This window comes from Pseudomonas sp. BT-42-2, from assembly GCF_025847435.2.
Classification (GTDB): domain Bacteria; phylum Pseudomonadota; class Gammaproteobacteria; order Pseudomonadales; family Pseudomonadaceae; genus Aquipseudomonas; species Aquipseudomonas urmiensis.
The window spans coordinates 1-23,761 of the sequence record NZ_JAOYTM010000007.1 but is presented as its reverse complement, the minus strand read 5'-3'; the positions used below and the strand labels follow the sequence as shown (position 1 = coordinate 23,761).

Genomic DNA, 23,761 nt, shown 5'->3' with positions numbered 1-23,761 from the left:
TCAACCGTGCACCCAGCGCCGATGCAGGCCACGCGCCAAGGCATCGAGCAAGAATCCCAAGACCCCGATCAACAGCACCATGGCCATCAGCTCCGAATAGGCCAGCCGATCGCGGGTATCGAGGATGAAATAGCCCAGCCCCGCACTGACTCCCAGCATTTCGCACGGCACCAGCACGATCCACAGGATGCCGATGGCCAACCGCACCCCGGTCAGCACATGGCCGATCACCCCGGGCAGGATCACCTTGCACAAGGTCTCCCAGCGGGTGGCACTCAAACTGCGCGACAACTGCAACCAGCGCGGATCCAGCTGGCGCACCCCAGCGGCAGTGTTGAGCAGAATCGGCCACAGCGCGGCAAACGCCAGCAGGAAGTAGATCGGCTGGTCGCCCACGCCCATCAGCATCACCACCACCGGCATCCACGACAGCGGCGAGATCATCCGCAAGAACTGAAACGCCGGGGTAGTCGCCGCCTCCAGCTGTCGGTAACTGCCCACCAGCAAGCCCAGCGGCACCCCGATCGACAGCGCCAGCAGCAGGCCGATCACTATGCGCTTGAGGCTGACCCAGATATGCCCATAAACCTCGCCCTGCCCCAGTAGCTGCACCAGGCTGGCCAAGGTCGCCTCGGGCGAGAAGCGTGCCGACAGGCCATCGGCCGCGCCGAACAGGCGCACCCCCGCCCACCACAGCAGCAACAAGCCCAGTAACCCAGCCATTCCCAAAGCGCCATGTGTGACGTGTTTGCGCATCAGACCACGAACTCCTCGCTACGCTCGAAGCTGTCGGCGATGCCGAACACCGAGGGGCCGCCCACCGCAGCGATGGCGTTGCGCACGAAACGATCATCGACCAGGTCGCGGGCGGTGTGCGCAGGGTCCAAGCCTGCAAGGAAAGCGTGGTCGCCTTCGATCAAGGTGTTCTGCAGGCGCTTGACCAGCTCCTCGGTGTAACTAGGGAACGGATAGGGCTGGAAGTCGATCCGCCGCTCATCCCACTGCTGGTGCTGGATGGCGCCACTGGTGATGTAGCCGGCACGTTCGTCCGCAGACGGCGCCAGGACTTTGCTCAGCACCGCCGGCTCATGCGGGGTGTACTTGTTCGGACCCGCCTTGGACAACAGCGCGGCGGCTTCGGCGCGGTGTTCGCGGGTCCACAGCTGCGCCTTGACGATGGCGTTGACCACCTTCTGCGACCATGCTGGGCGATTGTTCAGGTCGTGCTCGTGCATGAACACCACGCAGCAGGCGTGATTGCGCCAGATATCGCCAGTAAACCGTTGCACGCGGCCGACCTTGAGGTTTTCGGCCAGGGCGTTGAACGGCTCGGCCACGATATAGCCGGCGATACGCTTGCTGGCCAGCGCTGGCGGCATGTCCGAGGGTGGCAGCACCAACAGGTTGACTTCGTTGGCCGCCAGCGTGGCATTGGCAGGTTTGGAAACCGGGCTCAGGCCGTTATTGCGCAACAGCTGCTGCACCACTACGTTGTGGATCGAATACCAGAACGGAATGGCCACGGTCTTGCCGGCCAGTTGCTGGATCTGGGTAATCTCCGGCGCCACAGTCAGGCCCGAACCACCGACATGGTTCCAGGCCACCACCTTGGCCGGCACCTTGCTGGCGTAGCGTGCCCACACAGTCATCGGCGAAAGCAGGTGAATGACGTTGACCTGGCCGGAAATGAACGCCTCGATCACCTGCGCCCAACTGCGCAGCAACACCGGTCGCTCAGCCTTGATACCTTCGGCCTCGAACAGGCCATTGTTGTGCGCCACCAGCAGCGGCGTGGCGTCGGTAATGGGCAAGTAGCCAATACGCACCGGCGCGTCTGGCTCAGCAGCCGCCCGCGCCTGCAAGCTGGCCAGCAGCGGTAGCGCGCCAGCGGCGCTGAGCATGGCGCTGAGCTTGATGAAGTCGCGACGGGAAGTGGCAGAACAGCAGTCATCCATGCACATGGACAGCCTCCGAGGGCAAGGGGGAAGAAGAGGGTTCGACTGTGCGGCTTGCCCGCCGTAGGGTTTTCAGAATTTCGATACGCAGTGCGCCCAGCTCCTCGACCCGCTGCCCGCGCGGTTGTGCCAGGTCGATGTGCCACTGGCCGAGGATATGCGCTGGGTGGTTGCCCAGTAGCAGGACCCGGTCGGACAGCAGCAGCGCTTCGTCGATGTCATGGGTGATCAGCACGGCCGCCGTGTTGTGGGTGGCGATCAGTTGCAGCAGCAGGTGCCGCATGTCGGCGCGGGTTACCTCATCCAACGCGCCGAACGGCTCGTCCAGCAGCAGCACTTCGGGCTGACGGGCCAGGCAGCGGGCCAGTGCAGTGCGCTGGGCCATGCCGCCGGATAACTGCGCCGGGTGCTGGGTGCGCGCATGGCTCAAGCCCACTGCGGCGATGGCGTGCTCGATGCGTGAGCGGCGCTCGGCAGCGGTGAGTTTCGGCTGGCGAGCGAAGTCCAGGCCGAAGGCAACGTTGCTTTCCAAGCTCAGCCAAGGCAACAGGCTTGGGTCTTGAAAGGCCACCGCCAGGCGCGGATGCGGGCCTTGCAAGGGTTCGCCACGCAAGCTGACGCTACCGCCCTGGGCCTGCTGCAGCCCGGCCAATACCCGCAACAGGCTCGACTTACCAACCCCGCTGGGGCCGAGAATGCTGACCACCTCGCCCGCTGCCAGTTGCAGGTCAAACTGCTCCAGCACTGCCTGCCAGCCGCCGTCTCGCGGATAGCCCAGGCAGATGTCGCGTGCTTCGAGCAATGCCTGGCTCATGCCGCAGCCGCCTGGCGCTGAAGTTCGGCGCGCAACTGCACCAGGCTTGGAGTGACGATCGGGACGAACGCCGACTCACGCCAGCGGCGGGCGAAGCCTTGCCCGTAGGCGGTCAGATAGGCCTTGCCACCGCTGGCTTGCAGCTCCAATTGCAGCGCATCGGCAGCACTTTCAGCAAGGATGATGCGCAACTTGAACAGTGCCGCTGGTTGGCTCACAAAGCGCCCATCGAGCAGGCCTTGCTGCAATTGACCGACGGTGTTTTCCAGGCGTTGCTTGAGCACCAGGCGTGCCTCTTCGAGGAACGCGCCGCGCCCTTGCAGGTGCGTCGCGACCTCATCCAGGGCACGCCGCGCCAGGCCAATCGACATACCGCACTGCAAAGCCAGAAAGGCCGGACGCACCTTGGGCAGAAACTCGCAGGCGTTGTCGTGCAGCAGCCAGTCGCGACTCAATTGGACCTGCCGGAATGTCAGCGCGGCAGTGTTGCTCGACTGCAAACCCATCAGCTGGAGGTCATCGGAACGTTCAAGGCCGGCTTGGCTCGAGGGAATGGCTAGGACCAACGGTGGACCACCGGCATCGTCCTCGATTGCAGCAGCCACCACAAAACCGCTCTTGCGCAAGTTGGTCACCCAATGCAGGCGCCCATTCAAGGCCCAGCCCTCGCCTTCAGGCTGAGCCCGCACTTGCAGCGCTTCAATACCGGACAGGTACTTCATGGCATTGGAAAGGCCTGTGGCACCGGCCAGCTCGCCACTCAACAACTGCGCCAGCAGCCGCTCACGCAATGCCTGGTTAGGGCTTTGCAACAAGTACTCAATGAATGCTCGTTGCCCCCAGCAGACGAACGCTGCTGCCAGCGAATGGCTGGCGATCGCGGCAATGGCCTCGACCGCATCACTGACCTGCCCGCCCAGGCCACCGGCCGCCTGGCTGACACCAATTCGCAACACCTGCGCCTGGGCGATCTGCGCCAGCACCTGTTGCGGGTCGCTCTGGCCCTGATCGATGCCCTCGGCATTGGTCTCCAGCCAGTGAGCAAATGCGCTATCAAGCATGTCCCTTCTCCTTCGATAAAGCCGGCAGCGCCGGCACCCCATGCACGATCACACAGGCTGCCAGCGGTACTTGCTCAGCTCGTCATTGAGCGGCGTCTGGGCGAACACATTAGCAAAGTTGCACAGGGTCGCCAGGCTGATGCCGAGAATCACCTCCAAGGCGTTGCCCTCGGTAAAACCGGCTTCACGAAAGGCGCCATAGCTCGCTTCGCTGACATTGCCGCGGGTGGCAATGACCTGGCGGGCGAATTCGGCCAGCGTCTCGTAGCTGGCATCGGGCAGCTCACCACGGGCACGCAGCGCGTCGACTACTGCCGCTGGCAGCTTGGCCTTGTTCAGCGCAACGGCCGTGTGCCCAGCTACGCAGAAATCGCAGCCGTGCTGGGTCGCAGCGATCAATTGCACCACTTCGCGTTCGGCCAATGACAGTTCAGCCTTGCCGTTGAGCGCCGAAACGGTGACATAGGTTTCCAGCGCCGCCGGGGCATTGGCCAGAATGCCCAGCAGATTAGGAATGAAACCGGAATTTTTCTGGGCATTTTCCAAGAACGGACGCGCCGCGGGCGGGGCGCTCTGCAGGGTATGTAGGGTAATGCGCGAGGACATGGAGTAGTCTCCTTGGGTGGGTGTCGCTACAGTCTGTTGGTTATAAGAATTGGCCTCCATATTCATCAGTCGCCTTTCCTTGCTCCTGAGTCTTTGCATTAGATGATTTCGTCCAGCCACCTTATCGATTGGTTATTAGAAGGCCTGGAGCTCGATGCCAGCCTGTTTCACATTGGCCGCTATTGCGGGGGTTGGCACGCCAGCACCCAAGGCATGGGGCGCGCCAGTTTCCACCTGGTGGTGCAAGGCCATTGCTGGCTGCACATCGACGGCCAGCCCCAGGCCGTGCGCCTGGAGAGCGGCGATGCGGTGTTTTTATTGCGCGACCTGGGATACCGACTATCCAGCGATCAAGACCCGGACACTGCCTGTGCCCTGCCGCGCCAACTGATGCAGCCGCTAGACGAGGGGGCTGACGACGGCGTCGGCCTGGTCTGTGGCTTCTTTCATTTCCAGTCGGGTTTGTCGTCACTGATCGTCGAGGGCTTGGCGCAGTGGATCTTGCTCCGCGCGCAGGAGCCTGCCGGGCATGCCGCGCGGGCGCTGTTCGAGTTGATCCTGGAGGAATGTCGGCGCCTGCCCGCGCCCTCACAGACGGTGCTGGAGCGCTTGACCCACTTACTGTTTCTGTACGTGCTGCGCCAGCAGGTGCAGGCGGGTGATTCGCTTGGCGGGCTGGTCGCCCTGGCGCGCCAGCCGGCGTTCGCAGCGTTGCTGGAGCAGTTGATCGAACGACCTGGGCAGGCCTGGACGCTGGAAAGCATGGCAGCCTGTACCGGGCTTTCGCGCTCGGCGTTTTTCAAGCGCTTCAACGAGCTGGCTGGGCAGTCGCCGGGGCAGGTTTTGCTGGCTTTGCGTATGCGCCACGCCGGGCAGTTGCTGCGTGCGGGCAATACCGTGGAACAGGTCGGGGCGCAGGTGGGGTATCAGTCGGTGGCGGCATTTACCCGAGCGTTTGCCAAGGCGGTGGGGGTGCAGCCGGGGGCGTATCGCAAGCAGCACGAAGGGCGCCCGGGCTGAGATTTTATAGGGTCGGTGCCGGCCTCATCGCGGGGCAAGCCCGCTCCCACGTTGCGCTACACAAGAATGCGTGCGAGGGGCTCGGGCTGAGATTGTGTGTTGTCAGTGCCGGCCTCATCGTGGGGCAAGCCCGCTCCCACGCATGCCTGGGTAGCGCAGCGTGGGAGCGGGCTTGCCCCGCGATAGTGTCGGCAGCAACGCCAGCTATCGCGGGGCAAGCCCGCTCCCACGCCTTCTGAACGCTCCAGCGAATCAGCCCCGCTTGAATCTAATCTCTCCAAGCCCGAAGCTTGCAGCATACAGCCCCGAGAGATTCCGCCCATGGCCCGCCTGCCCACCGCAATCAACCTGCACAAAGCCTCGAAAACCCTGAGCCTGACCTATGGTCCAGATGAGGTCTATCACCTGCCCGCCGAGTTCTTGCGCGTGCACTCGCCCTCCGCCGAGGTCCAGGGCCACGGCAATCCCATCCTGCAATTTGGCAAGATCAACGTCGGCCTCACCGGCCTGGAACCGGCCGGTCAATATGCACTGAAATTGACCTTCGACGACGGCCATGACAGCGGATTGTTCACCTGGGAGTACCTTGAGCAACTGTGCCTGCGCCAAGCGCAGCTGTGGGCGGAGTATCTCGATGAACTGAGCAAGGCCGGAAAATCACGCGACCCGTCCGAATCGGTGGTCAAACTGATGCTCTAGCTCAGGGCTCTCAAGGATTAGAGCGCATTTTCTAATTTGGTCTGCTTGAATGGCTGCACGAGCGCCAAGCAAAGGCTGTCTTGCGCATTACATGAAAGTCGGGTAACCAATGGAGCTGGCAAGTTCCCTGCATTGCTTCTCGGGCAAGCAGGGCCGGGCCGGTTGTTGTAGAGGTCGCGAGCGAAAGCAGGCTGTCTTCACACGCAGAAAAACCCGCAGCTCATCACCGACACGCATCCGGTCGCAGCACCGCTGTTCCTTATCACTGGTCACCCGAGCAAGCAGTACCGGGCAGTCGTCTGTGTACCCGCCACAGCCAACCGGTACTCGTCTCAGGACAACGGAGCGTCGTAGATGAGTAACAAGAACAACGATGAGTTGCAGCGGCAAGCCTCGGAGAACACCCTAGGCCTGAACCCGGTGATCGGGATTCGCCGCAAGGATCTGCTGAGTTCGGCCCGCACCGTTCTGCGTCAGGCCGTGCGCCAGCCGCTGCACAGTGCCAAACATATTGCGCATTTCGGCCTGGAACTGAAGAACGTGCTGCTGGGCAAATCCAGCCTGCACCCCGAGGGCGACGACCGTCGCTTCAACGACCCCGCCTGGAGCCACAACCCGCTCTATCGGCGCTACCTGCAAACCTACCTGGCCTGGCGCAAGGAGCTCAACGACTGGATCAGCGAGAGCGATCTGTCGCCCCAGGACATCAGCCGCGGCCAGTTCGTCATCAACCTGATCACCGAGGCCATGGCACCGACCAACACCCTGTCCAACCCGCAAGCGGTCAAGCGCTTCTTCGAGACCGGCGGCAAGAGCCTGCTCGATGGCCTGTCCAACCTGGCCAAGGACATGGTCAACAACGGCGGCATGCCCAGCCAGGTCAACATGGACGCCTTCGAGGTCGGCAAGAACCTCGGCACCAGCGAAGGTGCAGTGGTCTATCGCAACGATGTGCTGGAGCTGATCCAGTACCGCCCGATCACCGAGCAGGTGCACGCCCGCCCGCTTTTGGTGGTGCCGCCGCAGATCAACAAGTTCTACGTCTTCGACCTTAGCCCGGAGAAGAGCCTGGCGCGCTTCTGCCTGCGCTCGCAGCAGCAAACCTTCATCATCAGCTGGCGCAACCCGACCAAGGCCCAGCGCGAGTGGGGCCTGTCGACCTACATCGATGCGCTCAAGGAAGCGGTCGACGCGGTGCTGGCGATTACCGGCGCCAAGGACCTGAACATGCTCGGCGCCTGCTCCGGTGGCATCACCTGCACCGCGCTGGTCGGCCACTACGCAGCCCTTGGCGAGAACAAGGTCAATGCCCTGACCCTGCTGGTCAGCGTGCTCGACACCACGGTCGACACCCAGGTCGCGCTGTTCGTCGACGAGCAGACCCTGGAAGCGGCCAAGCGCCACTCCTATCAGGCCGGCGTGCTCGAAGGCAGCGACATGGCCAAGGTGTTCGCCTGGATGCGCCCCAACGACCTGATCTGGAACTACTGGGTCAACAATTACCTGCTCGGCAACGAGCCGCCGGTATTCGACATCCTGTTCTGGAACAACGACACCACGCGCTTGCCGGCCGCCTTCCATGGCGACCTGATCGAGATGTTCAAGAACAACCCGCTGACCCGCTCCGAGGCCTTGGAGGTGTGCGGCACGGCCATCGACCTCAAACAGGTCAAGTGCGACATCTACAGCGTCGCCGGCACCGCCGACCACATCACGCCCTGGCAGTCGTGCTACCGCTCGGCGCACCTGTTCGGCGGCAAGATCGAGTTCGTGCTGTCCAACAGCGGGCACATCCAGAGCATTCTCAACCCACCAGGCAACCCCAAGGCGCGCTTCCTGACCGGTGAAGACCGGTCCAACGAGCCGCTGGTCTGGCAAGAGAACGCGAGCAAGCACGCCGACTCCTGGTGGCTGCACTGGCAGAGCTGGCTGGGCGAGCGCGCGGGTGAATTGAAAAAGGCCCCGACGCGCCTGGGCAACCGCGCCTACGCCGCTGGCGAAGCAGCGCCGGGCACCTACGTTCACGAGCGTTGAGCAGGACGCCGTGGCCGCTGCTGGGCGCCACGGCGATTGACCCCTTACCGAGTGTCGCGCATGTCGCAACCCTATGTTTACAGGACCGTCGAGCTGGACAACCAGTCCATCCGCACCGCGGTCCGCCCAGGCAAACCGCACCTGACGCCGCTGCTGATCTTCAACGGCATCGGCGCCAACCTGGAGCTGGTGTTCCCGTTCATCGAGGCGCTTGATCCGGACCTGGAAGTCATTGCCTTCGACGTGCCCGGCGTCGGCGGCTCCTCCACCCCGCGCCACCCCTATCGCTTTCCTGGGTTGGCCAGGCTGACCGCGCGGATGCTCGATTACCTGGACTACGGTCAGGTCAACGTCATCGGCGTGTCCTGGGGCGGGGCGCTGGCCCAGCAGTTTGCCTACGATTACCCCGAGCGCTGCAAGAAACTGGTGCTGGCTGCCACCGCGGCCGGGGCGGTGATGGTGCCGGGCAAGCCCAAGGTGCTGTGGATGATGGCCAGCCCGCGGCGCTACGTGCAGCCGTCCCATGTGATCCGCATCGCGCCAATGATTTATGGCGGTGGTTTTCGCCGCGACCCGGACCTGGCCATGCACCACGCGGCCAAGGTTCGCTCGGGCGGCAAGCTGGGCTACTACTGGCAGCTGTTCGCCGGGCTCGGCTGGACCAGCATTCACTGGCTGCACAAGATCAGCCAGCCGACCCTGGTGCTGGCCGGCGACGACGATCCGCTGATCCCGTTGATCAACATGCGCCTGTTGGCCTGGCGAATTCCCAATGCCCAGCTACACATAATCGACGACGGCCACTTGTTTCTGATCACCCGGGCCGAGGCCGTGGCCCCGATCATCATGAAGTTCCTCCAGCAAGAGCGTCAGCGTGCGGTCATGCATCCCCGTCCCGCCTCCGGTGGTTGAGTGGGGCGCTGTGCTTGGAGGCGCCAACTGGCTTGGTTGTGTCAGTGCCGGCCTTATCGCGGGGCAAGCCCGCTCCCACGCTAACCTGCTTCATCGCGGACTGCGTGGGAGCGGGCTTGCCCCGCGATGAGGCCGGCACGACCGACACCGTAACGACGAGGGAGTGTTGTCATGAAGGAAAAGCCGGCCAAAGGGACCGCACAGGTCCCCGCCACGATCATGAACGTGCAGAACGCCATCACTGGCCTGCGCGGCCGCGATCTGATCAGCACATTGCGCCACGTCGGCCGCCACGGCTTGACCAACCCCTTGCACACCGCCCGCCACTTGCTAGCCCTGGGCGGCCAACTGGGCCGGGTCATGCTGGGTGATACCCCTTACCAGCCGCACCCGCGCGACAGTCGCTTCAAGGACCCCACCTGGAGCCAGAACCCCTTCTACCGGCGCGGCCTGCAGGCCTATCTGGCCTGGCAGAAACAAACCCGGTTGTGGATCGAGGAAAGCTCGCTGTCCGATGACGACCGCGCCCGCGCGCATTTTCTGTTCAGCCTGATCAACGATGCCCTGGCCCCGAGTAACTCGCTGCTCAATCCGTTAGCGGTCAAGGAGCTGCTCAACACTGGCGGGCAGAGCCTGGTGCGCGGGTTGAGCCATCTGCTCGATGACCTGCGCCATAACGACGGCCTGCCGCGGCAAGTCGACGAACGCGCCTTCGAGGTCGGCGGCAATGTCGCCACCACCCCAGGTGCGGTGGTGTTTCGCAACGACCTGCTGGAGTTGATCCAGTACAAGCCGATGAGCGAAAAGCAGTACGCCCGGCCGCTGCTGGTGGTGCCACCACAAATAAATAAGTACTACATCTTCGACCTCAGCCCTAGCAACAGCTTCGTCCAGCACATGCTCAAGAATGGCCTACAGGTGTTCATGGTCAGCTGGCGCAACCCCGACCCGCGCCACCGCGAGTGGGGCCTGTCGAGCTACGTGCAGGCGCTGGAAGAAGCACTCAACGCCTGCCGCAGCATCAGCGGCAATCGCGATCCCAACCTGATGGGCGCCTGTGCCGGCGGCCTGACCATGGCCGCGCTGCAAGGCCACCTGCAGGCCAAGAAGCAGCTGCGCAAGGTGCGCAGCGCCACCTACCTGGTCAGCTTGCTCGACAGCCAGTTCGACAGCCCCGCCAGCCTGTTCGCCGATGAACAGACAGTCGAGGCGGCCAAGCGTCGCTCCTATCAACGCGGCGTGCTCGATGGCGGCGAGGTGGCGCGAATTTTCGCCTGGATGCGGCCCAACGACCTGATCTGGAACTATTGGGTCAACAACTACCTGCTCGGCAAGACGCCACCGGCTTTCGACATCCTCTACTGGAACGCCGACAACACCCGCCTGCCCGCCGCCCTGCATGGCGACCTGCTGGATTTTTTCAAACACAACCCGTTGACCCACCCCGACGGGCTGGAGGTGTGCGGCACGCCGATCAACCTCAAGCAGGTCGGGCTGGACAGCTTTCACGTCGCCGGCAGCAACGACCACATCACCCCGTGGGATGCGGTGTACCGCTCGGCGCAACTACTCGGTGGCGAGCGGCGCTTCGTACTGGCCAACAGCGGCCACATCCAGAGCATTATCAATCCGCCTGGCAACCCCAAGGCCTACTACCTGGACAACCCCAGGCTATCCAGCGATCCCCGGGCCTGGTTCCACGATGCCACACGCAGCGAAGGCAGTTGGTGGCCGCTGTGGCTGGAATGGATCAGCCAGCGTTCAGGGCCGCTCAAGGAGCCGCGCGTCGAGTTGGGCAACACCACCTATCCACCCCTGGAGTCGGCACCGGGCACTTACGTATTGGCGCGCTGAACGCATGAAGACCCGTGATCGTATCCTTGAATGCGCCTTGCAGTTGTTCAACCAGCAAGGCGAGCCGAATGTCTCGACCCTGGAAATTGCCAACGAGCTGGGGATCAGCCCAGGCAACCTGTACTACCACTTCCACGGCAAGGAGCCGTTGGTCCATGGCCTGTTCGAGCGCTTCGAAGAGGCATTGATGCCGCTGCTCGACCCGCCGCTGGATGTGCGCCTGGATGCCGAGGACTACTGGCTGTTCCTGCACCTGATCGTCGAACGCATGGCGCAGTACCGGTTTCTGTTTCAGGACTTGTCCAACCTGACCGGGCGCCTGCCCAAACTGGCGCGCGGCATGCGCAGCCTGATCAATGCGATCAAGCGCACGCTGGCGGCGCTGCTGGCCAGCCTCAAGTCGCAAGGACAGGTAACCAGCGAGACCCAGGCGCTGGGGCAACTGGTGGAGCAGATCACCTTGACCTTGATGTTCTCCCTGGATTACCAGCGCGTGCTGGGCCGTGAGGGCGATGTCGGGGTAGTGGTGTATCAGGTGATGATGCTGGTGGCGCCGCACTTGCAGGCACCGGCGCGCAAGGCCGCCGAGCAGTTGGCGATGAAGTATCTGGAGGGGTGAGCCTCAGCGGCATAGCGCCTGAAAGCATCGCGGGGCAAGCCCGCTCCCACGCAGCCCCGGATGAGTTGGGACTAACGTAGGAGCGGGCTTGCCCCGCGATAAGGACGACCCGGTATCAGGCCTGAGTGACCGCGCTCACCGGTGCCGACGGCGCGCTGCTAGCGGTAGCTGCGCTTGGCGCGGGTGCAGCAGTGGCGGCGGGTGCCGCGCTGGCTGCCGGAGCGGCTGGCTTGGCTGCTGCCGGTTTAGGCGCTGCCTTCTTCGCTGCTGGCTTTTTCGCCGCAGCAGGTTTGGCAGCAGCAGGCTTGGCTGCTGATTTCGCCGCAGCAGGCTTGGCTGCTGGTTTCGCCACAGCAGGTTTGGCCGCCGCGGTTTTCGCCGCAGGCTTGGCCACAGGTTTCGCCGCGGCGGTCTTGGCAGCAGGTTTCGCCGCAGCCTTGGCCAGTGGCTTGGCGGCAGTCTTGCTCGCCGCCGTCTTGGACACCGGCGTAACCGAAGCGCCAGTCAGCTTCTCGATCTGCTTGGTCAGCGTATCGACCTGCTGATGCAGGGCCTTGATCTCGTTGCGGCTCGGCACACCCAGGCGCGAGATGGCGCTGTTCAGGCGTTTGTCGAAGGCCTCTTCAAGCTCGCTCCACTTGCCCAGCGCACGCTCTTTGACATCCGACACCCGCGAAGTGGTGGCAGACTTGGCGCCATCAGCGGCCGAGTCGACAGTCTTCTTCGCCTGCTTCTCGGCTTTCTCGCCATCCTTGACCAGTTGATCGAACAGCTTGGGGCCGTCTTGATCGACCTTGGAGTAGATACCCAGGCCAGCCAACCAGATCTTGCGGGAGTACTTCTCGATTCCGCCGATCCAGGAGCTGCCTTCTTTTCCGGTGTTCTTCTTGCCAGCCATCCTGCTCTCCTTATGGTTTGCGCGCGACACGCTCGAGCAACTCGTGCAGTTGTTCCAACTTGATGGACAACGCCTCAACGTCATGTTTAGACGGAATGCCGAGGCGATTCAAGCCACGAGCGACACGTGCATCGAAAGCTTTTTCGATCTTGTCGAGCTGAACCTCGACCTTGCCGCGTACGCGACTGACTTCTTCACCGGCTTCGTCGATCTGGTGATTGGCGGCATCGAGCTTCTTGTCGAGGGTTTTCTTGCCACGCTTCTCGACGCTTTCGCCAGCCTTCACCAGCTCTTTGAAGTACTCGCTGCCTTCCTGTCCGACACGGGCGTACGCACCAATGCCTGCCAGCCAGATTCGGCGCGCATAGCTACGCACCTCGCCCAGGGTGCCCTGGGCGTCGTCTTTTTTCTTCAAATTGATTTTGGCCATGCTCTGCACCTCACGCTCATAGGGGATGGAGGAACTGCCCATGGATTCAGGGCTTGAGCACAAAGGTAGGGAGAAAAATTAGAATCATCACCCTAAGCGGTGTTGGCTGACAGAATTTGGAGCTGCGTGGCAGCCCCAATACACGGACTCAGGCCAGCGCCTTATCCAGCGCCCGCTCGATCTCGCCCTTGATCGTGCCGCTCATCATCGACAGCATCATTCCCAGTTTGAGCTCGACGCGAATGCTGTCCTCACCAATGTGCACACTGCCATTGGCGCCGCTGCGCGACACATCCACCCGGTCGCCATTCCACTGGGCCTTGAGGTCGTATTCGCGGGTCAGCTTGTCCACCAGCGCCTCGGCCTTGGCGCGGGCGGCATCGCGGCCGAGGGCGTGTTTGCGTTCAACGCTGATCTGGGTCATGCGGGCAATCCTGAATATGAAGACAATGCCCTCATTATGCCCGCCCCCGCCGCACGGCACACCCCGCCAAGACAAATCCGCCCGTTGCCCCTAGAATGGCGGTAATTTTTTCCGGTGATGCGATATGAACGACCAGCGCAAAGGCGAACACGCCGAACCCACCACTCATTTCGGCTTCAAGGACGTCCCAGAAAGCCAGAAGGCGAAGAAAGTCGCCGAGGTGTTCCACTCGGTGGCCGCCAAATACGACCTGATGAACGACGTTCTCTCCGGCGGCATGCACCGTCTGTGGAAGCGTTTCACCATCGAGCTCTCCGGCGTGCGCAGTGGCAATCGGGTGCTGGACATCGCCGGTGGCACCGGTGACCTGGCAGCCAAGTTCTCGCGCCTGGTCGGCCCTACCGGCCAAGTGGTGCTGGCCGACATCAACGAGTCGATGCTCAAGGTCGGCCGTGACCGCCTGCTCGACCGTGGCGTTGCCGGCAACATCGAGTTCGTCCAGGCCGACGCAGAAAAGCTGCCATTCCCGGACAACCATTTCGACTGCGTGACCATCGCCTTCGGCCTGCGCAACGTGACCCACAAGGACGAAGCCATTCGCTCCATGCTGCGCGTGCTCAAGCCAGGTGGCCGCTTGCTGGTGCTGGAATTCTCCAAGCCGACCAACAAGCTGATGTCCAAGGCCTACGACGCCTACTCGTTCGCCTTCATGCCGCTGGCAGGCAAGCTGATCACCAATGATTCGGAGAGCTACCGCTACCTGGCCGAGTCGATCCGCATGCACCCTGATCAAGAGACCTTGAAGGCCATGATGGTCGATGCCGGCTTCGACCGCGTCACCTACCACAACATGACCAGCGGCATCGTTGCCGTACACCGGGGGATCAAACCCTGATGCTGTTGGCCGGCCTTCTTGCCAGCGTCGAGCATGGCCTTAACCGCATCCTGCGCATGGACAGCACGGCCCTGCCGCGCCTGGCTGCGCTGGAAGGCAAGGTGATCGCCATCGACTGCGTGCAGCCGGCCTTGCAGCTGTACATCCTGCCCGACGCAGACGGTCTGATGCTTGCCGCTCACTGGGAAGGCGAAGCCGACTGCACCCTGCGCGCGCCTGCCGGCAGCCTGGTGCAATTGGCCTTGGCCAAGGACAAGAGCGCCGTGCTGCACAGCCCGCAAGTCCAGCTCCATGGCGACAGCGCCGTACTGCTCGACCTGGTTGCGGTGCTGCAGGACCTGGAGCTGGACTGGGAGTACGAGCTGTCGCGCTGGCTAGGCCCAGTGCCCACGGCCATGCTCGCCGGCCACCTGCGCCTACGCGCACGCTGGACCCGCCAGGGCCTTGCGCGGTTCAGCCAGAACCTGTCCGAGTACCTCGCCGAAGAATCCCGTACCCTGGTCGGCCGCCGCGAAGCCGAAGCTGCATTCAGCGAGCTCGATACCGTGAAAATCGACATAGAACGCCTCGAGGCGCGCATCCGCCGCCTTGCCCGATCCCTTGATACCAGCGATAACGCATGAAGCTGCTCGCCGTCCGCCGTCTGTTGCGCATCCAGCGCGTCGTGATCCGCTACCGCCTCGATGACCTGCTGTTCGACCTGCCCCTGCCTTGGTGGCTGCGCAGCCTGCGCCTGCTCATGCCTTGGCGCTGGCTGCCGCGCAAGGCCTCCGAGCTCAGCCGCGGCGCGCGCCTGCGCCTGGCCCTGCAGGATCTGGGGCCGATCTTCATCAAGTTCGGCCAGTTGCTGTCGACCCGCCGCGACCTGCTGCCAATCGACATCGCCGATGAGTTGATGCTGCTGCAGGACCGCGTCCCGCCGTTCGACCCCAAGCAAGCCGTAGCACTGATCGAAGAGCAGCTCGGGGCCAAGGTCGGTGAAGTGTTCAGCCGCTTCGACGTCGAGCCGCTGGCTTCGGCATCCGTGGCCCAGGTACATGCGGCGCGCCTGAAAACCGGTGAAGAGGTGGTGGTCAAAGTGGTGCGTCCAGGCTTGAAGCCGGTGATCGCCCAAGACCTCGCCTGGCTGTTCCTGATCGCCAAGGGCGCCGAGCGGGTCTCCGCCGATGCCCGCCTGCTGCACCCGGTGGAAGTGGTCGGCGACTACGAAAAAACCATCTACGACGAGCTCGACCTGCTGCGTGAGGCGGCCAACGCCAGCCAACTGCGACGCAACTTCGAAGGCTCGGAGCTGATGTACGTGCCGCAAGTGTATTGGGACCTGTGCCGGCCAAAAGTGCTGGTGATGGAACGCATCTATGGGGTGCCGGTCACCGACATGGTGACCCTGGCCGACCAGCGCACCGACATGAAACTGCTGGCCGAGCGTGGCGTGGAGGTGTTCTTCACCCAGGTGTTCCGCGACAGCTTCTTCCATGCCGACATGCACCCAGGCAACATCTTCGTCAGCACGGTCAAGCCGTGGAGCCCGCAGTACATCGCCATCGACTGCGGCATCGTCGGCAGCCTCACCGCCGAAGACCAGGACTACCTCGCGCGCAACCTGATCGCCTTCTTCAAACGCGATTACCGCCGCGTAGCGCAGCTGCACATCGACTCCGGCTGGGTGCCAGCGCATACCAAGGTCAACGAATTCGAAGCGGCGATTCGCACCGTGTGCGAGCCGATCTTCGAAAAACCGCTCAAGGACATCTCCTTCGGCCAGGTGCTGATGCGCCTGTTCCAGACCGCCCGGCGCTTCAACATGGAAGTCCAGCCGCAGTTGGTACTGCTGCAAAAGACCTTGCTCAACATCGAAGGCCTGGGCCGCCAGTTGTACCCCGACCTGGACCTGTGGAGCACGGCCAAGCCGTATCTGGAGCGCTGGATGCGTGACCGCATGAGCCCCAAGGCCGTGCTCGGCAACCTGTACAGCCAGGCCGAGCAACTGCCACACCTGGCCGACATGACCCGCGACCTGCTCGAACGCCTGTCGCAGCCGCATCTGCACAACCCGCAACTGCCCGAGCGCCGTCGCCAAACCGACAACTGGGCGCTGCGCCTGCTCGGCGCCGGCCTGCTCGGCGGCGGCGCGACCCTGGCAGCCGGCGCGGTCAGCCTCAGCGCCCCCGCTGCCTGGCCGGCCTGGCTGATGCTCGCGGCGGGCCTTTACCTGATCGTGCGCCGATAGCCAGCCGCGCCGCTGGCTGGCACACTAGCGCAACAGGCCCGGTACAGGAGCGGGCCCGGTTTTGGAGTCGACGATGAAAGACTGGCTGGACGAGATCAAGTGGAACAGCGATGGCCTGGTACCGGCGATCGCCCAGGACCACCAGACCGGACGCGTGCTGATGATGGCCTGGATGAACCGCGAATCGCTGGCCTTGACCGCCGCCGAGCAGCGCGCCATCTACTGGTCGCGCTCGCGTGGCAAGCTGTGGCGTAAAGGTGAGGAGTCTGGCCACGTGCAGAAACTGCATGAAATGCGCCTGGACTGCGACGCCGACGTGATCATCCTGATGGTCGAGCAACTGGGCCAGATCGCCTGCCATACCGGCCGCGAAAGCTGCTTCTACCGGGTCTATGAAAATGGCCAGTGGAACACCGTCGACCCAGTCCTGAAAGATCCCGATGCAATTTACAGCGCAGGACACTGACATGAGCGATACCCTGACTCGTCTGGCCGAAGTGCTGGAGGCCCGCAAAGGCGCGGCCCCGGACAGCTCGTATGTGGCCAGCCTGTACCACAAGGGCCTGAACAAGATCCTTGAGAAAGTCGGCGAAGAATCGGTAGAAACCATCATCGCGGCCAAAGACGCCGAACGCAGCGGTGATTGCAGCGATGTCATCTACGAGACCGCAGACTTGTGGTTCCATAGCCTGGTGATGCTCAGCGCGCTGGGCCAACACCCACAAGCGGTGCTGGACGAACTGGACCGCCGCTTCGGCCTGTCCGGCCACGACGAAAAAGCCGCCCGGCAAAGCTGACCCGTGGGAGCGGGCTCGCCCCGCGACAGCGTCGGCTCGGCCAACACATCATTCAAGGGAGTACACCATGGGTATTTTTGACTGGAAACACTGGATCGTCCTGCTGGTCGTCGTGGTCCTGGTGTTCGGCACCAAGAAGCTGAAAAACTTCGGCGGTGACCTGGGCGAGTCGATCAAGGGCTTTCGCAAAGCCATGAGCGACGAAGAGAACAAGCCCACCGAGCAGACCCCACCACCGGTGCAGCCCGTGCCACCCACCCAGCAGCCGCACAACACCGCGCCGCTGAACCAGACGCACACCACCATCGAAGGCCAGGCCCAGCCGGTCCAAGAGCCACAGCGGAAAGACTGACCCATGTTTGGCATCAGCTTCAGCGAGCTGCTGCTCGTCGGCCTGGTCGCCCTGGTGGTGCTCGGCCCCGAGCGTCTGCCGGGCGCCGCGCGCACTGCGGGGCTGTGGATCGGGCGGCTCAAGCGCAGCTTCAACAGCATCAAGATGGAGGTCGAGCGCGAAATCGGTGCCGACGACATCCGCCGCCAGCTGCACAACGAGCACATCCTGTCGATGGAACAGGAGGCACGGCGCATCCTCAATCCGCTGGCCGAACCCGCCAAGCCAGCCGAAACGCCGGCCGCCGCCAGCACCCCTGCAGCCGCTGCGCCAGAGCAAGGCGCAGCGCCAGCCGGCGCCCACGCGGCCACTCCAGCCGATGCCAGCACGCCCGCCAGCTCTGCTACCCCCCCTGAGCCACCCCAGACGCCACGAGTCCAATGAGCGATAGACCGGAACACGATCAGCCAATGCCGCTGGTTTCGCACCTGACCGAATTGCGTACGCGCCTGCTGCGCTGCGTTGTCGTTGTCTTCCTGATCTTCGCCGGGCTGTTCTCGTTCGCCCAACAGATCTACACCCTGGTCTCGGCGCCGCTGCGCGATCACTTGCCGGCCAATGCAACGATGATCGCCACCGACGTGGCCTCGCCGTTCCTCACGCCGTTCAAGCTGACCATGATCGTCGCGCTGTTCCTAGCGATTCCGTTCATTCTCCAGCAGATCTGGGGCTTCATCGCGCCGGGCCTGTATCGCCACGAGAAGCGCATCGCTATTCCGCTGCTGATTTCCAGCATCCTGCTGTTCTATGCCGGGATGGCCTTCGCCTACTTCCTGGTGTTCCCGCTGATCTTCGGCTTCTTCGCCAGCGCCACGCCGGAAGGGGTGTCGATGATGACCGACATCGCCAGTTACCTCGATTTCGTCATGACCTTGTTCTTCGCCTTCGGCGTGGCCTTCGAAATCCCGGTGGCGGTGGTGCTGCTGGTGTGGATTGGCGTAGTCGACGTCAAGTACCTGAAGAAGATTCGCCCGTACGTGATCATCGGCTGCTTCGTGGTTGGCATGGTCCTGACTCCGCCAGACATCTTCTCGCAGACCCTGCTCGCCGTGCCGATGTGGCTGTTGTTCGAGATCGGCGTGCTGTGCGGCGGCCTGATCCGCAAGCGCGGCCATGTCGACGAGGCTGGCGCAGACGACCACAACGACCAGCCGCCAGCGACCCAGCCATGAACCTGTTGTTGCTCGAAGAGGCCGATTTCATCGCGGCCGACCGCGTCGTGCTGGCTGATCGTCGCTTCACCCACATGCAGGAAATCCACCGCGTTGCAGTGGGTGACAGCCTGCGCGTGGGGCGTATCAACGGGCTGATGGGCCAGGCCACGGTGGTCCGCCTGGAGGGCCACGAGGCCGAATTGCAGGTCGCCTTCGACCAGCCCCCCCCAGCCAAGCTGCCACTGACCCTGGTGCTGGCGGTCCCGCGCCCGAAGATGCTCCGGCGCCTGTTCCAGACGGTCGCCACCTTGGGCGTGCCGCGGTTGATCCTGGTCAACAGCTACAAAGTCGAGAAAAGCTTCTGGCAGACACCGTTTCTCAACCCCGAGACGATCCGTGACAACCTGATCCTCGGCCTTGAGCAGGCTCGCGATACGGTACTGCCGCAAGTGATCATCGAGAAACGCTTCAAGCCGTTCGTCGAAGACCGCCTGCCCGCCATCGCCGCAGGTACCCTCGGCTTGGTCGGTCATCCCGGCCCCTACCCTGCCTGCCCCCGCGCCGTGAACGAGCCGGTAACCTTGGCGATTGGCCCCGAAGGCGGCTGGATCCCCTACGAAGTCGAGCTATTGGGCAAGGCTGGCCTGGCACCGGTGCAACTGGGCGAACGCATCCTGCGCGTAGAGACTGCCGTCACGGCGTTGCTGTCACGAATTTTCTGACGCATCAGTCAGACCTTTCCCCCCATCAAGTTTCCCCGGTGCAAGCCGATGGCCTTTGCAGCACAACAATAATCTGCGCTGCCAAACGCCGGGGAGTCGAACATGTACCAGTGGTTTGCCCAGTCTCTGGGAAATATGAGTGTCAGCCGCAAGCTGGGCTTTGGATTTGGCCTGGTCTTGCTGTTGACCTTGGCCATCACCCTGACCGGATGGTTCGGTGTGGACAGTGTCACCAGCCGCGGCGATAAGCTCGGCAACATCTCGGTGATTCACCAAGGCACCCAGGAGTTGCGCATCGCCCGTCAGCATTACGCGCGTGATCGCAATGAAGCCTCGGTAGCCGAGCTGGAAAAAGCCCTGAGCAGCCTGCAGAACCAGGTGCAGTTCATGCTCGGCCAGATCGAGCTGCCCGACGACCTCAAGCGCCTGGAACAGCAGCGCGAAGCGGTGCGGCAGTACCAGCAGGCATTCCAGCAGCTCAGGCAGGCAGATCAGCAGCGCACTGCTGGCCGCCAAGTGCTGGGCGACAGCGCCGACAAGGCCGCCGAGCTGATCAGCAAGGTCCAGCAACGCCTGCTGCAAGGCGGCGATATCGGCCAGTACCAGGAGGCCGTCGAAGTCAGCGCCCAACTGCAACAGGCGCGCTTCCAGGTCCGCGGCTACACCTACAGCGGTAAAGCAGAGTTCCAGCGCACCGCGCTCGATGCCATTGACCAGGCCGTGGCCATTCTCAAGGCACTGCCGGGCAAAGTCGGCGCCGAGCACGCCGCCAGCCTGGACGACGCAGCGAGCGCACTGGCCGCCTATCGGGATGCCGTGATACAGGTCGGCAATGCCCAGGATGCCAGCGAGCAGGCACTCAAGCACATGGCCGAGCAAGGCACGATCCTGCTTGACACTGCGCAACAGATGACCCGCTCGCAAACCCAGGTTCGCGACCAAGGCACCCAACAGGCCAAGACCCTGCTTGCCGGCGCCACAGCCCTGGCGCTGTTGCTCGGGCTGATCGCGGCCTGGGCGATCACCCGGCAGATCATCGTACCGCTGCGCCAGACCCTGACCGCCGCCGAGCGGGTAGCGGCAGGCGACCTGACCCAGAACCTGCAAGTGGACCGCCGCGACGAGCTGGGCCAATTACAAGCCAGCATGCAGCGCATGACCCTGAGCCTGCGCGAGCTGATCGGCGGCATCGGTGACGGCGTCACCCAGATAGCCAGTGCTGCCGAGGAGCTTTCGGCGGTGACCGAACAGACCAGCGCGGGGGTCAACAACCAGAAGGTCGAGACTGACCAGGTCGCCACTGCGATGAACGAAATGGCCGCCACCGTGCATGAGGTCGCGCGCAATGCCGAGCAGGCCTCGGAGGCAGCCCTGGTAGCCGACCAGCAGGCCCGTGAAGGCGACCGCGTGGTTGGCGAAGCCATCGCCCAGATCGAGCGCCTGGCCGGCGAGGTGGTCAACTCCAGCGAGGCGATGAACCAGCTCAAGGCCGAAAGCGACAAGATCGGCAGCGTGCTCGATGTGATCAAGGCAGTGGCCCAGCAGACCAACCTGTTGGCGCTCAACGCCGCCATCGAGGCTGCCCGCGCAGGCGAGGCCGGGCGCGGCTTTGCCGTGGTCGCCGACGAAGTGCGCAGCCTGGCCCAACGCACCCAACAATCGACCGAAGAGATCGAGGAGCTGATTGCCAGCCTGCAGACCGGCACGCAACGCGTGGCCAGTGTCATGGACGCCAGCCGCGGCTTGACCGACAGCAGCGTCGAACTGACCCGCCGTGCCGGTGGTTCTCTTGAAACCATTACCCGCACGGTGTCGTCGATCCAGGCGATGAACCAGCAGATTGCTACGGCAGCTGAGCAGCAGAGCGCGGTGGCCGAGGAAATCAACCGCAGCGTGATGAACGTGCGGGATATTTCTGACCAGACCTCAGCGGCTAGCGAGGAGACCGCCAGTTCCAGCGTTGAGCTGGCCAGGCTGGGTACCCACTTGCAGGGGCTGGTGGGTAAGTTCCGGCTCTGATGGGTGTCGTTGAGGGCCTCTCGCGGGCAAGCCCACTCCTACAGGGCTTGCCCGCGAAGAGGCCCTCGATCACAGCACAACACCCAAGTTAATTCCCGCTCGCTTTAGCGACTTTTCCTACACAACTTACAGGTCCAGTCCCACACCCCCTCTGCCGATGAGCAGGCATGGCCATATCACGGGGCCATCACTCTATTGGACGGAGGCATACCATGTTCGCAAACTTCAATCGCAGGTTAGGCAACCTGAGCGTAGGACTGAAGCTCGCCCTGGGCTTCGCGATCGTACTGCTGCTCACCCTAGCCACCACGGTCAGTGGCTGGCGCGCCCTCGATGAGGCCATCACCCGCTCGCAACAGTTGAGCGAGATCGTTCGGATCAATGAGCTGAGCAAAGACTTGCGCGCCGAGCGCATTACCTTCCGCGTCCTTGCCGATGACACCAGCAAGGCGCGCATTGCCCACATCCTTGAACAGTTGCAGCACATGCTCAGCACCTTGCAACAACGCAGCAGTGTCGAAGCGTCACAGCAGCTGCTCACGCAGAAACTGCAACAACTGCAGCGGCTGCGCGACGATTTCGCCGCCCTGCTACGTGCGGTCGATCTGCGCAGCCAGACTCGCAGCACCTTGCAGGCGCAGGCCGAGAAGCTCGATGAGGTGATCGACGAGTTACAGACCCAAGCCCTGCTGCGAATGCCCGCTGACAACCAGCAAGGAGGTGTACTGGGGCTGATGGACAGCCTGTCGCGCCATATCGACAATGCCGCTCAACAAAGCCGGGTGCCGGCCTACACCTTCTCCCCGATCGAAGACTTCGCCAAGGTTGGCGATACGGCCCTGAATGCTGCCGACGTCGCGCTCGATCAGCTCCTAAGGGCCTTGGCCCGGCTCGAATTGCCGCGCAGCCTGATGGAGCAGCCTGCTGCGCAGCTAGCAAGGTATCGCAGCAGCCTTGAGCAATATCGCCGCGCGGCAATCAACGTCGAACAGTTGCAGAACAACATGGAGAAGATCGGCGACGAACTCAGCGCAGCGAGCATCGCGCTGGGCGAACAGAAGGTCGAGCAGCGGGACCATGAAGCGCTGGCGGCGCGCTCGCTGCTGACCACGGTCGCTTTGCTGGCCTTGCTGCTGGGTATCGCCGCCGGCTGGGTGATCACCCGGCAGATTACCCAGCCGCTACGCCAGACCCTGGCCCAGGCTGCGCGCATCTCCCGCGGCGACCTAAGCCAATTGGAGCCGGTCACACGCCGCGATGAAATGGGCCAGTTGCAGGCGAGCATGCGCGACATGACCCTGAGCTTGCGTGAGCTGATCGGCGGCATCGACCAAGGTGTCAGCCAGTTATCCAGTGCAGCCTCACAACTGGCAAATGCCAGCGAAGACACCAAAGAGCGGATCAACCAACAGCGCGAAGAGACCGACCAGGTGGCCACCGCGATGAACCAGATGAGCGCCACGGTGCAAGAAGTGGCACAGAATGCCGAGCAGGCCTCGCAAGCCGCGACCACCGCCGATCATCAGGCGCAGCTGGGCGATGAAGTGGTGGCCCAGGCGGTCGCGCAGATCGAGCAGTTGGCCGGGCAGATGGATCACTGCCTACGGGCCATGCATCACCTGGCGGAGGAAAGCCTGCGCATCGGCAGCATCCTCGATGTGATCAAGTCGGTGTCAGAGCAGACCAACCTGCTCGCGCTCAATGCCGCCATCGAGGCTGCACGCGCGGGTGAAGCGGGGCGCGGCTTCGCGGTGGTCGCTGATGAGGTCCGAGGTTTGGCCCAGCGCACCCAGCAATCGACCGAAGAGATCGAGCAACTGATCGCCAGCTTGCACAGTGGCACAGACGAGGTCACTGGCCTGCTCGACAGCAGCAAGCAACTTACCGAACAAAGTGTGGAGCTAAGCCGCAGGGCCGGTGACGCGCTGGGGCAAATCACCCAGACAGTTTCCAGCATCCAGGGCATGAACCAGCAGATTGCCACGGCCAGCGAGGAGCAAAGTGTGGTGGCCGAGCAGATCAATCGCAGCGTGATCAATGTGCGGCAAGTGTCGGATCAGACCAGTGCTGCCAGTGAGCAGACGGCGGCTTCCAGTGGCGAGCTGGAGCAGCTGGGGCAGCAACTGCGCGGGATGGTAGGGCGGTTCAGTCTTTAACAACGCCTATCAACGTGGGAGCGGGCTTGCCCCGCGATAGCGTCAGCACTAACTACGCTATCGCGGGGCAA

25 protein-coding genes and 2 pseudogenes are annotated in these 23,761 nt (G+C 63.3%); 19 read left to right on the top strand and 8 right to left on the bottom strand.

Annotation, left to right across the window (positions count from 1 at the left end):
• Genes OIU19_RS06755 through OIU19_RS06735 form a run of 5 tightly spaced genes read right to left on the bottom strand, consistent with a single transcriptional unit; the run spans nucleotide 1 to nucleotide 4,436 of the window.
• The gene (locus tag OIU19_RS06755; RefSeq protein ID WP_264234366.1) at nucleotides 1-756 is read right to left on the bottom strand and encodes an ABC transporter permease; all 756 of its coding nucleotides are present in this window, start codon (nucleotides 754-756) and stop codon (nucleotides 1-3) included.
• Nucleotides 756-1,961, bottom strand: coding sequence for an ABC transporter substrate-binding protein (locus tag OIU19_RS06750; protein WP_264234365.1), 1,206 nt, complete (start codon nucleotides 1,959-1,961; stop codon nucleotides 756-758). Before OIU19_RS06750 ends, OIU19_RS06755 begins: the two co-directional genes overlap by 1 nt.
• On the bottom strand, nucleotides 1,948-2,769 hold the full coding sequence (locus tag OIU19_RS06745) for an ABC transporter ATP-binding protein (protein WP_264234364.1): 822 nt from the start codon (nucleotides 2,767-2,769) through the stop codon (nucleotides 1,948-1,950). Before OIU19_RS06745 ends, OIU19_RS06750 begins: the two co-directional genes overlap by 14 nt.
• Nucleotides 2,766-3,830 (bottom strand): acyl-CoA dehydrogenase family protein, encoded by a 1,065-nt coding sequence (locus tag OIU19_RS06740; protein ID WP_264234363.1) that lies wholly within the window; start codon nucleotides 3,828-3,830, stop codon nucleotides 2,766-2,768. Before OIU19_RS06740 ends, OIU19_RS06745 begins: the two co-directional genes overlap by 4 nt.
• 48 nt (nucleotides 3,831-3,878) lie before the next feature.
• Complete coding sequence (locus OIU19_RS06735) at nucleotides 3,879-4,436, bottom strand: carboxymuconolactone decarboxylase family protein (RefSeq protein ID WP_264234362.1); 558 nt, start codon at nucleotides 4,434-4,436, stop codon at nucleotides 3,879-3,881.
• 102 nt (nucleotides 4,437-4,538) lie between these two features.
• Here OIU19_RS06735 and OIU19_RS06730 point away from each other — a divergent pair, with 102 nt between their 5' ends.
• The 6 genes from OIU19_RS06730 (at nucleotide 4,539) to OIU19_RS06705 (ending at nucleotide 11,574) form a co-directional block, all read left to right on the top strand.
• Nucleotides 4,539-5,456 carry an AraC family transcriptional regulator gene (locus OIU19_RS06730; protein ID WP_264234361.1) on the top strand — a complete coding sequence of 306 codons (918 nt, stop codon included), beginning with the start codon at nucleotides 4,539-4,541 and terminating at the stop codon, nucleotides 5,454-5,456.
• 321 nt (nucleotides 5,457-5,777) lie between these two features.
• A complete protein-coding gene (locus OIU19_RS06725; RefSeq protein ID WP_186557362.1) occupies nucleotides 5,778-6,155 on the top strand; it encodes a gamma-butyrobetaine hydroxylase-like domain-containing protein in 378 nt (125 codons plus the stop codon).
• A gap of 354 nt (nucleotides 6,156-6,509) precedes the next feature.
• Entirely contained in the window at nucleotides 6,510-8,189 is a 1,680-nt protein-coding gene (phaC, locus tag OIU19_RS06720) for a class II poly(R)-hydroxyalkanoic acid synthase (protein WP_264234360.1), read from the top strand.
• A 60-nt stretch (nucleotides 8,190-8,249) separates the two neighbouring features.
• Nucleotides 8,250-9,101, top strand: coding sequence for a poly(3-hydroxyalkanoate) depolymerase (phaZ, locus tag OIU19_RS06715; RefSeq protein WP_264234359.1), 852 nt, complete (start codon nucleotides 8,250-8,252; stop codon nucleotides 9,099-9,101).
• A gap of 171 nt (nucleotides 9,102-9,272) precedes the next feature.
• The gene (gene phaC, locus OIU19_RS06710) at nucleotides 9,273-10,955 is read left to right on the top strand and encodes a class II poly(R)-hydroxyalkanoic acid synthase (RefSeq protein ID WP_264234358.1); all 1,683 of its coding nucleotides are present in this window, start codon (nucleotides 9,273-9,275) and stop codon (nucleotides 10,953-10,955) included.
• Between the two features lie 4 nt (nucleotides 10,956-10,959).
• Nucleotides 10,960-11,574: a TetR/AcrR family transcriptional regulator gene (locus OIU19_RS06705; RefSeq protein ID WP_186557358.1), complete on the top strand. Its 615-nt coding sequence runs from the start codon at nucleotides 10,960-10,962 to the stop codon at nucleotides 11,572-11,574.
• 115 nt (nucleotides 11,575-11,689) lie between these two features.
• On the opposite strand, the gene OIU19_RS06700 is transcribed toward OIU19_RS06705, so the two are convergent.
• The 3 genes from OIU19_RS06700 to OIU19_RS06690 form a co-directional block, all read right to left on the bottom strand.
• Nucleotides 11,690-12,472, bottom strand: coding sequence for a phasin family protein (locus OIU19_RS06700; protein WP_264234357.1), 783 nt, complete (start codon nucleotides 12,470-12,472; stop codon nucleotides 11,690-11,692).
• A gap of 10 nt (nucleotides 12,473-12,482) precedes the next feature.
• Nucleotides 12,483-12,902, bottom strand: a complete 420-nt coding sequence (locus tag OIU19_RS06695; protein WP_264234356.1) for a phasin family protein — start codon at nucleotides 12,900-12,902, stop codon at nucleotides 12,483-12,485.
• 148 nt (nucleotides 12,903-13,050) lie between these two features.
• Nucleotides 13,051-13,326 carry a polyhydroxyalkanoic acid system family protein gene (locus tag OIU19_RS06690; RefSeq protein WP_186557355.1) on the bottom strand — a complete coding sequence of 92 codons (276 nt, stop codon included), beginning with the start codon at nucleotides 13,324-13,326 and terminating at the stop codon, nucleotides 13,051-13,053.
• 124 nt (nucleotides 13,327-13,450) lie between these two features.
• Here OIU19_RS06690 and ubiE point away from each other — a divergent pair, with 124 nt between their 5' ends.
• The 13 genes and pseudogenes from ubiE (at nucleotide 13,451) to OIU19_RS06625 (ending at nucleotide 23,690) form a co-directional block, all read left to right on the top strand.
• On the top strand, nucleotides 13,451-14,221 hold the full coding sequence (gene ubiE, locus OIU19_RS06685; RefSeq protein WP_186557354.1) for a bifunctional demethylmenaquinone methyltransferase/2-methoxy-6-polyprenyl-1,4-benzoquinol methylase UbiE: 771 nt from the start codon (nucleotides 13,451-13,453) through the stop codon (nucleotides 14,219-14,221).
• Entirely contained in the window at nucleotides 14,221-14,844 is a 624-nt protein-coding gene (locus OIU19_RS06680) for an SCP2 domain-containing protein (protein ID WP_264234355.1), read from the top strand. Before ubiE ends, OIU19_RS06680 begins: the two co-directional genes overlap by 1 nt.
• Entirely contained in the window at nucleotides 14,841-16,451 is a 1,611-nt protein-coding gene (ubiB, locus tag OIU19_RS06675; protein WP_264234354.1) for a ubiquinone biosynthesis regulatory protein kinase UbiB, read from the top strand. The genes OIU19_RS06680 and ubiB overlap by 4 nt, the downstream gene beginning before the upstream one ends.
• A gap of 73 nt (nucleotides 16,452-16,524) precedes the next feature.
• Complete coding sequence (gene hisI, locus OIU19_RS06670; RefSeq protein WP_186557351.1) at nucleotides 16,525-16,917, top strand: phosphoribosyl-AMP cyclohydrolase; 393 nt, start codon at nucleotides 16,525-16,527, stop codon at nucleotides 16,915-16,917.
• A 1-nt stretch (nucleotide 16,918) separates the two neighbouring features.
• Entirely contained in the window at nucleotides 16,919-17,248 is a 330-nt protein-coding gene (locus tag OIU19_RS06665; protein ID WP_264234353.1) for a phosphoribosyl-ATP diphosphatase, read from the top strand.
• A gap of 67 nt (nucleotides 17,249-17,315) precedes the next feature.
• The gene (locus OIU19_RS06660) at nucleotides 17,316-17,600 is read left to right on the top strand and encodes a twin-arginine translocase TatA/TatE family subunit (RefSeq protein ID WP_264234352.1); all 285 of its coding nucleotides are present in this window, start codon (nucleotides 17,316-17,318) and stop codon (nucleotides 17,598-17,600) included.
• Nucleotides 17,601-17,603: 3 nt separating this feature from the next.
• A complete protein-coding gene (gene tatB / locus OIU19_RS06655; protein ID WP_264234351.1) occupies nucleotides 17,604-18,023 on the top strand; it encodes a Sec-independent protein translocase protein TatB in 420 nt (139 codons plus the stop codon).
• Nucleotides 18,020-18,811, top strand: a complete 792-nt coding sequence (gene tatC / locus OIU19_RS06650; protein ID WP_264234350.1) for a twin-arginine translocase subunit TatC — start codon at nucleotides 18,020-18,022, stop codon at nucleotides 18,809-18,811. Before tatB ends, tatC begins: the two co-directional genes overlap by 4 nt.
• Complete coding sequence (locus OIU19_RS06645; RefSeq protein ID WP_264234349.1) at nucleotides 18,808-19,515, top strand: 16S rRNA (uracil(1498)-N(3))-methyltransferase; 708 nt, start codon at nucleotides 18,808-18,810, stop codon at nucleotides 19,513-19,515. Before tatC ends, OIU19_RS06645 begins: the two co-directional genes overlap by 4 nt.
• Nucleotides 19,516-19,617: 102 nt before the next feature.
• A pseudogene (locus tag OIU19_RS06640) lies at nucleotides 19,618-20,679 on the top strand (methyl-accepting chemotaxis protein); the annotation flags it as partial.
• Nucleotides 20,662-21,534 (top strand): methyl-accepting chemotaxis protein, encoded by an 873-nt coding sequence (locus tag OIU19_RS06635; RefSeq protein ID WP_372353299.1) that lies wholly within the window; start codon nucleotides 20,662-20,664, stop codon nucleotides 21,532-21,534. The pseudogene OIU19_RS06640 and the gene OIU19_RS06635, both read left to right, overlap by 18 nt.
• Before the next feature lie 167 nt (nucleotides 21,535-21,701).
• Nucleotides 21,702-22,835 (top strand): annotated as a pseudogene (locus tag OIU19_RS06630) (methyl-accepting chemotaxis protein); the annotation flags it as partial.
• Nucleotides 22,818-23,690 carry a methyl-accepting chemotaxis protein gene (locus tag OIU19_RS06625; protein ID WP_372353298.1) on the top strand — a complete coding sequence of 291 codons (873 nt, stop codon included), beginning with the start codon at nucleotides 22,818-22,820 and terminating at the stop codon, nucleotides 23,688-23,690. The pseudogene OIU19_RS06630 and the gene OIU19_RS06625, both read left to right, overlap by 18 nt.
• Nucleotides 23,691-23,761: the final 71 nt, after the last annotated feature.

What these genes read in the sequence shown, in the direction of transcription:
- OIU19_RS06645 (WP_264234349.1), top strand. Translation starts at nt 18,808, where the DNA reads ATGAACCTGTTGTTGCTCGAAGAGGCCGATTTCATCGCGGCCGACCGC.
- OIU19_RS06700 (WP_264234357.1), bottom strand. Translation starts at nt 12,472, where the DNA reads ATGGCTGGCAAGAAGAACACCGGAAAAGAAGGCAGCTCCTGGATCGGC.
- OIU19_RS06735 (WP_264234362.1), bottom strand. Translation starts at nt 4,436, where the DNA reads ATGTCCTCGCGCATTACCCTACATACCCTGCAGAGCGCCCCGCCCGCG.
- ubiB (WP_264234354.1), top strand. Translation starts at nt 14,841, where the DNA reads ATGAAGCTGCTCGCCGTCCGCCGTCTGTTGCGCATCCAGCGCGTCGTG.
- OIU19_RS06745 (WP_264234364.1), bottom strand. Translation starts at nt 2,769, where the DNA reads ATGAGCCAGGCATTGCTCGAAGCACGCGACATCTGCCTGGGCTATCCG.
- OIU19_RS06690 (WP_186557355.1), bottom strand. Translation starts at nt 13,326, where the DNA reads ATGACCCAGATCAGCGTTGAACGCAAACACGCCCTCGGCCGCGATGCC.
- OIU19_RS06635 (WP_372353299.1), top strand. Translation starts at nt 20,662, where the DNA reads ATGCAGCGCATGACCCTGAGCCTGCGCGAGCTGATCGGCGGCATCGGT.
- OIU19_RS06625 (WP_372353298.1), top strand. Translation starts at nt 22,818, where the DNA reads ATGCGCGACATGACCCTGAGCTTGCGTGAGCTGATCGGCGGCATCGAC.
- OIU19_RS06725 (WP_186557362.1), top strand. Translation starts at nt 5,778, where the DNA reads ATGGCCCGCCTGCCCACCGCAATCAACCTGCACAAAGCCTCGAAAACC.
- OIU19_RS06740 (WP_264234363.1), bottom strand. Translation starts at nt 3,830, where the DNA reads ATGCTTGATAGCGCATTTGCTCACTGGCTGGAGACCAATGCCGAGGGC.
- OIU19_RS06705 (WP_186557358.1), top strand. Translation starts at nt 10,960, where the DNA reads ATGAAGACCCGTGATCGTATCCTTGAATGCGCCTTGCAGTTGTTCAAC.
- hisI (WP_186557351.1), top strand. Translation starts at nt 16,525, where the DNA reads ATGAAAGACTGGCTGGACGAGATCAAGTGGAACAGCGATGGCCTGGTA.
- phaZ (WP_264234359.1), top strand. Translation starts at nt 8,250, where the DNA reads ATGTCGCAACCCTATGTTTACAGGACCGTCGAGCTGGACAACCAGTCC.
- OIU19_RS06665 (WP_264234353.1), top strand. Translation starts at nt 16,919, where the DNA reads ATGAGCGATACCCTGACTCGTCTGGCCGAAGTGCTGGAGGCCCGCAAA.
- OIU19_RS06730 (WP_264234361.1), top strand. Translation starts at nt 4,539, where the DNA reads ATGATTTCGTCCAGCCACCTTATCGATTGGTTATTAGAAGGCCTGGAG.
- OIU19_RS06750 (WP_264234365.1), bottom strand. Translation starts at nt 1,961, where the DNA reads ATGTGCATGGATGACTGCTGTTCTGCCACTTCCCGTCGCGACTTCATC.
- ubiE (WP_186557354.1), top strand. Translation starts at nt 13,451, where the DNA reads ATGAACGACCAGCGCAAAGGCGAACACGCCGAACCCACCACTCATTTC.
- tatC (WP_264234350.1), top strand. Translation starts at nt 18,020, where the DNA reads ATGAGCGATAGACCGGAACACGATCAGCCAATGCCGCTGGTTTCGCAC.
- OIU19_RS06680 (WP_264234355.1), top strand. Translation starts at nt 14,221, where the DNA reads ATGCTGTTGGCCGGCCTTCTTGCCAGCGTCGAGCATGGCCTTAACCGC.
- OIU19_RS06660 (WP_264234352.1), top strand. Translation starts at nt 17,316, where the DNA reads ATGGGTATTTTTGACTGGAAACACTGGATCGTCCTGCTGGTCGTCGTG.
- OIU19_RS06755 (WP_264234366.1), bottom strand. Translation starts at nt 756, where the DNA reads ATGCGCAAACACGTCACACATGGCGCTTTGGGAATGGCTGGGTTACTG.
- phaC (WP_264234360.1), top strand. Translation starts at nt 6,510, where the DNA reads ATGAGTAACAAGAACAACGATGAGTTGCAGCGGCAAGCCTCGGAGAAC.
- phaC (WP_264234358.1), top strand. Translation starts at nt 9,273, where the DNA reads ATGAAGGAAAAGCCGGCCAAAGGGACCGCACAGGTCCCCGCCACGATC.
- OIU19_RS06695 (WP_264234356.1), bottom strand. Translation starts at nt 12,902, where the DNA reads ATGGCCAAAATCAATTTGAAGAAAAAAGACGACGCCCAGGGCACCCTG.
- tatB (WP_264234351.1), top strand. Translation starts at nt 17,604, where the DNA reads ATGTTTGGCATCAGCTTCAGCGAGCTGCTGCTCGTCGGCCTGGTCGCC.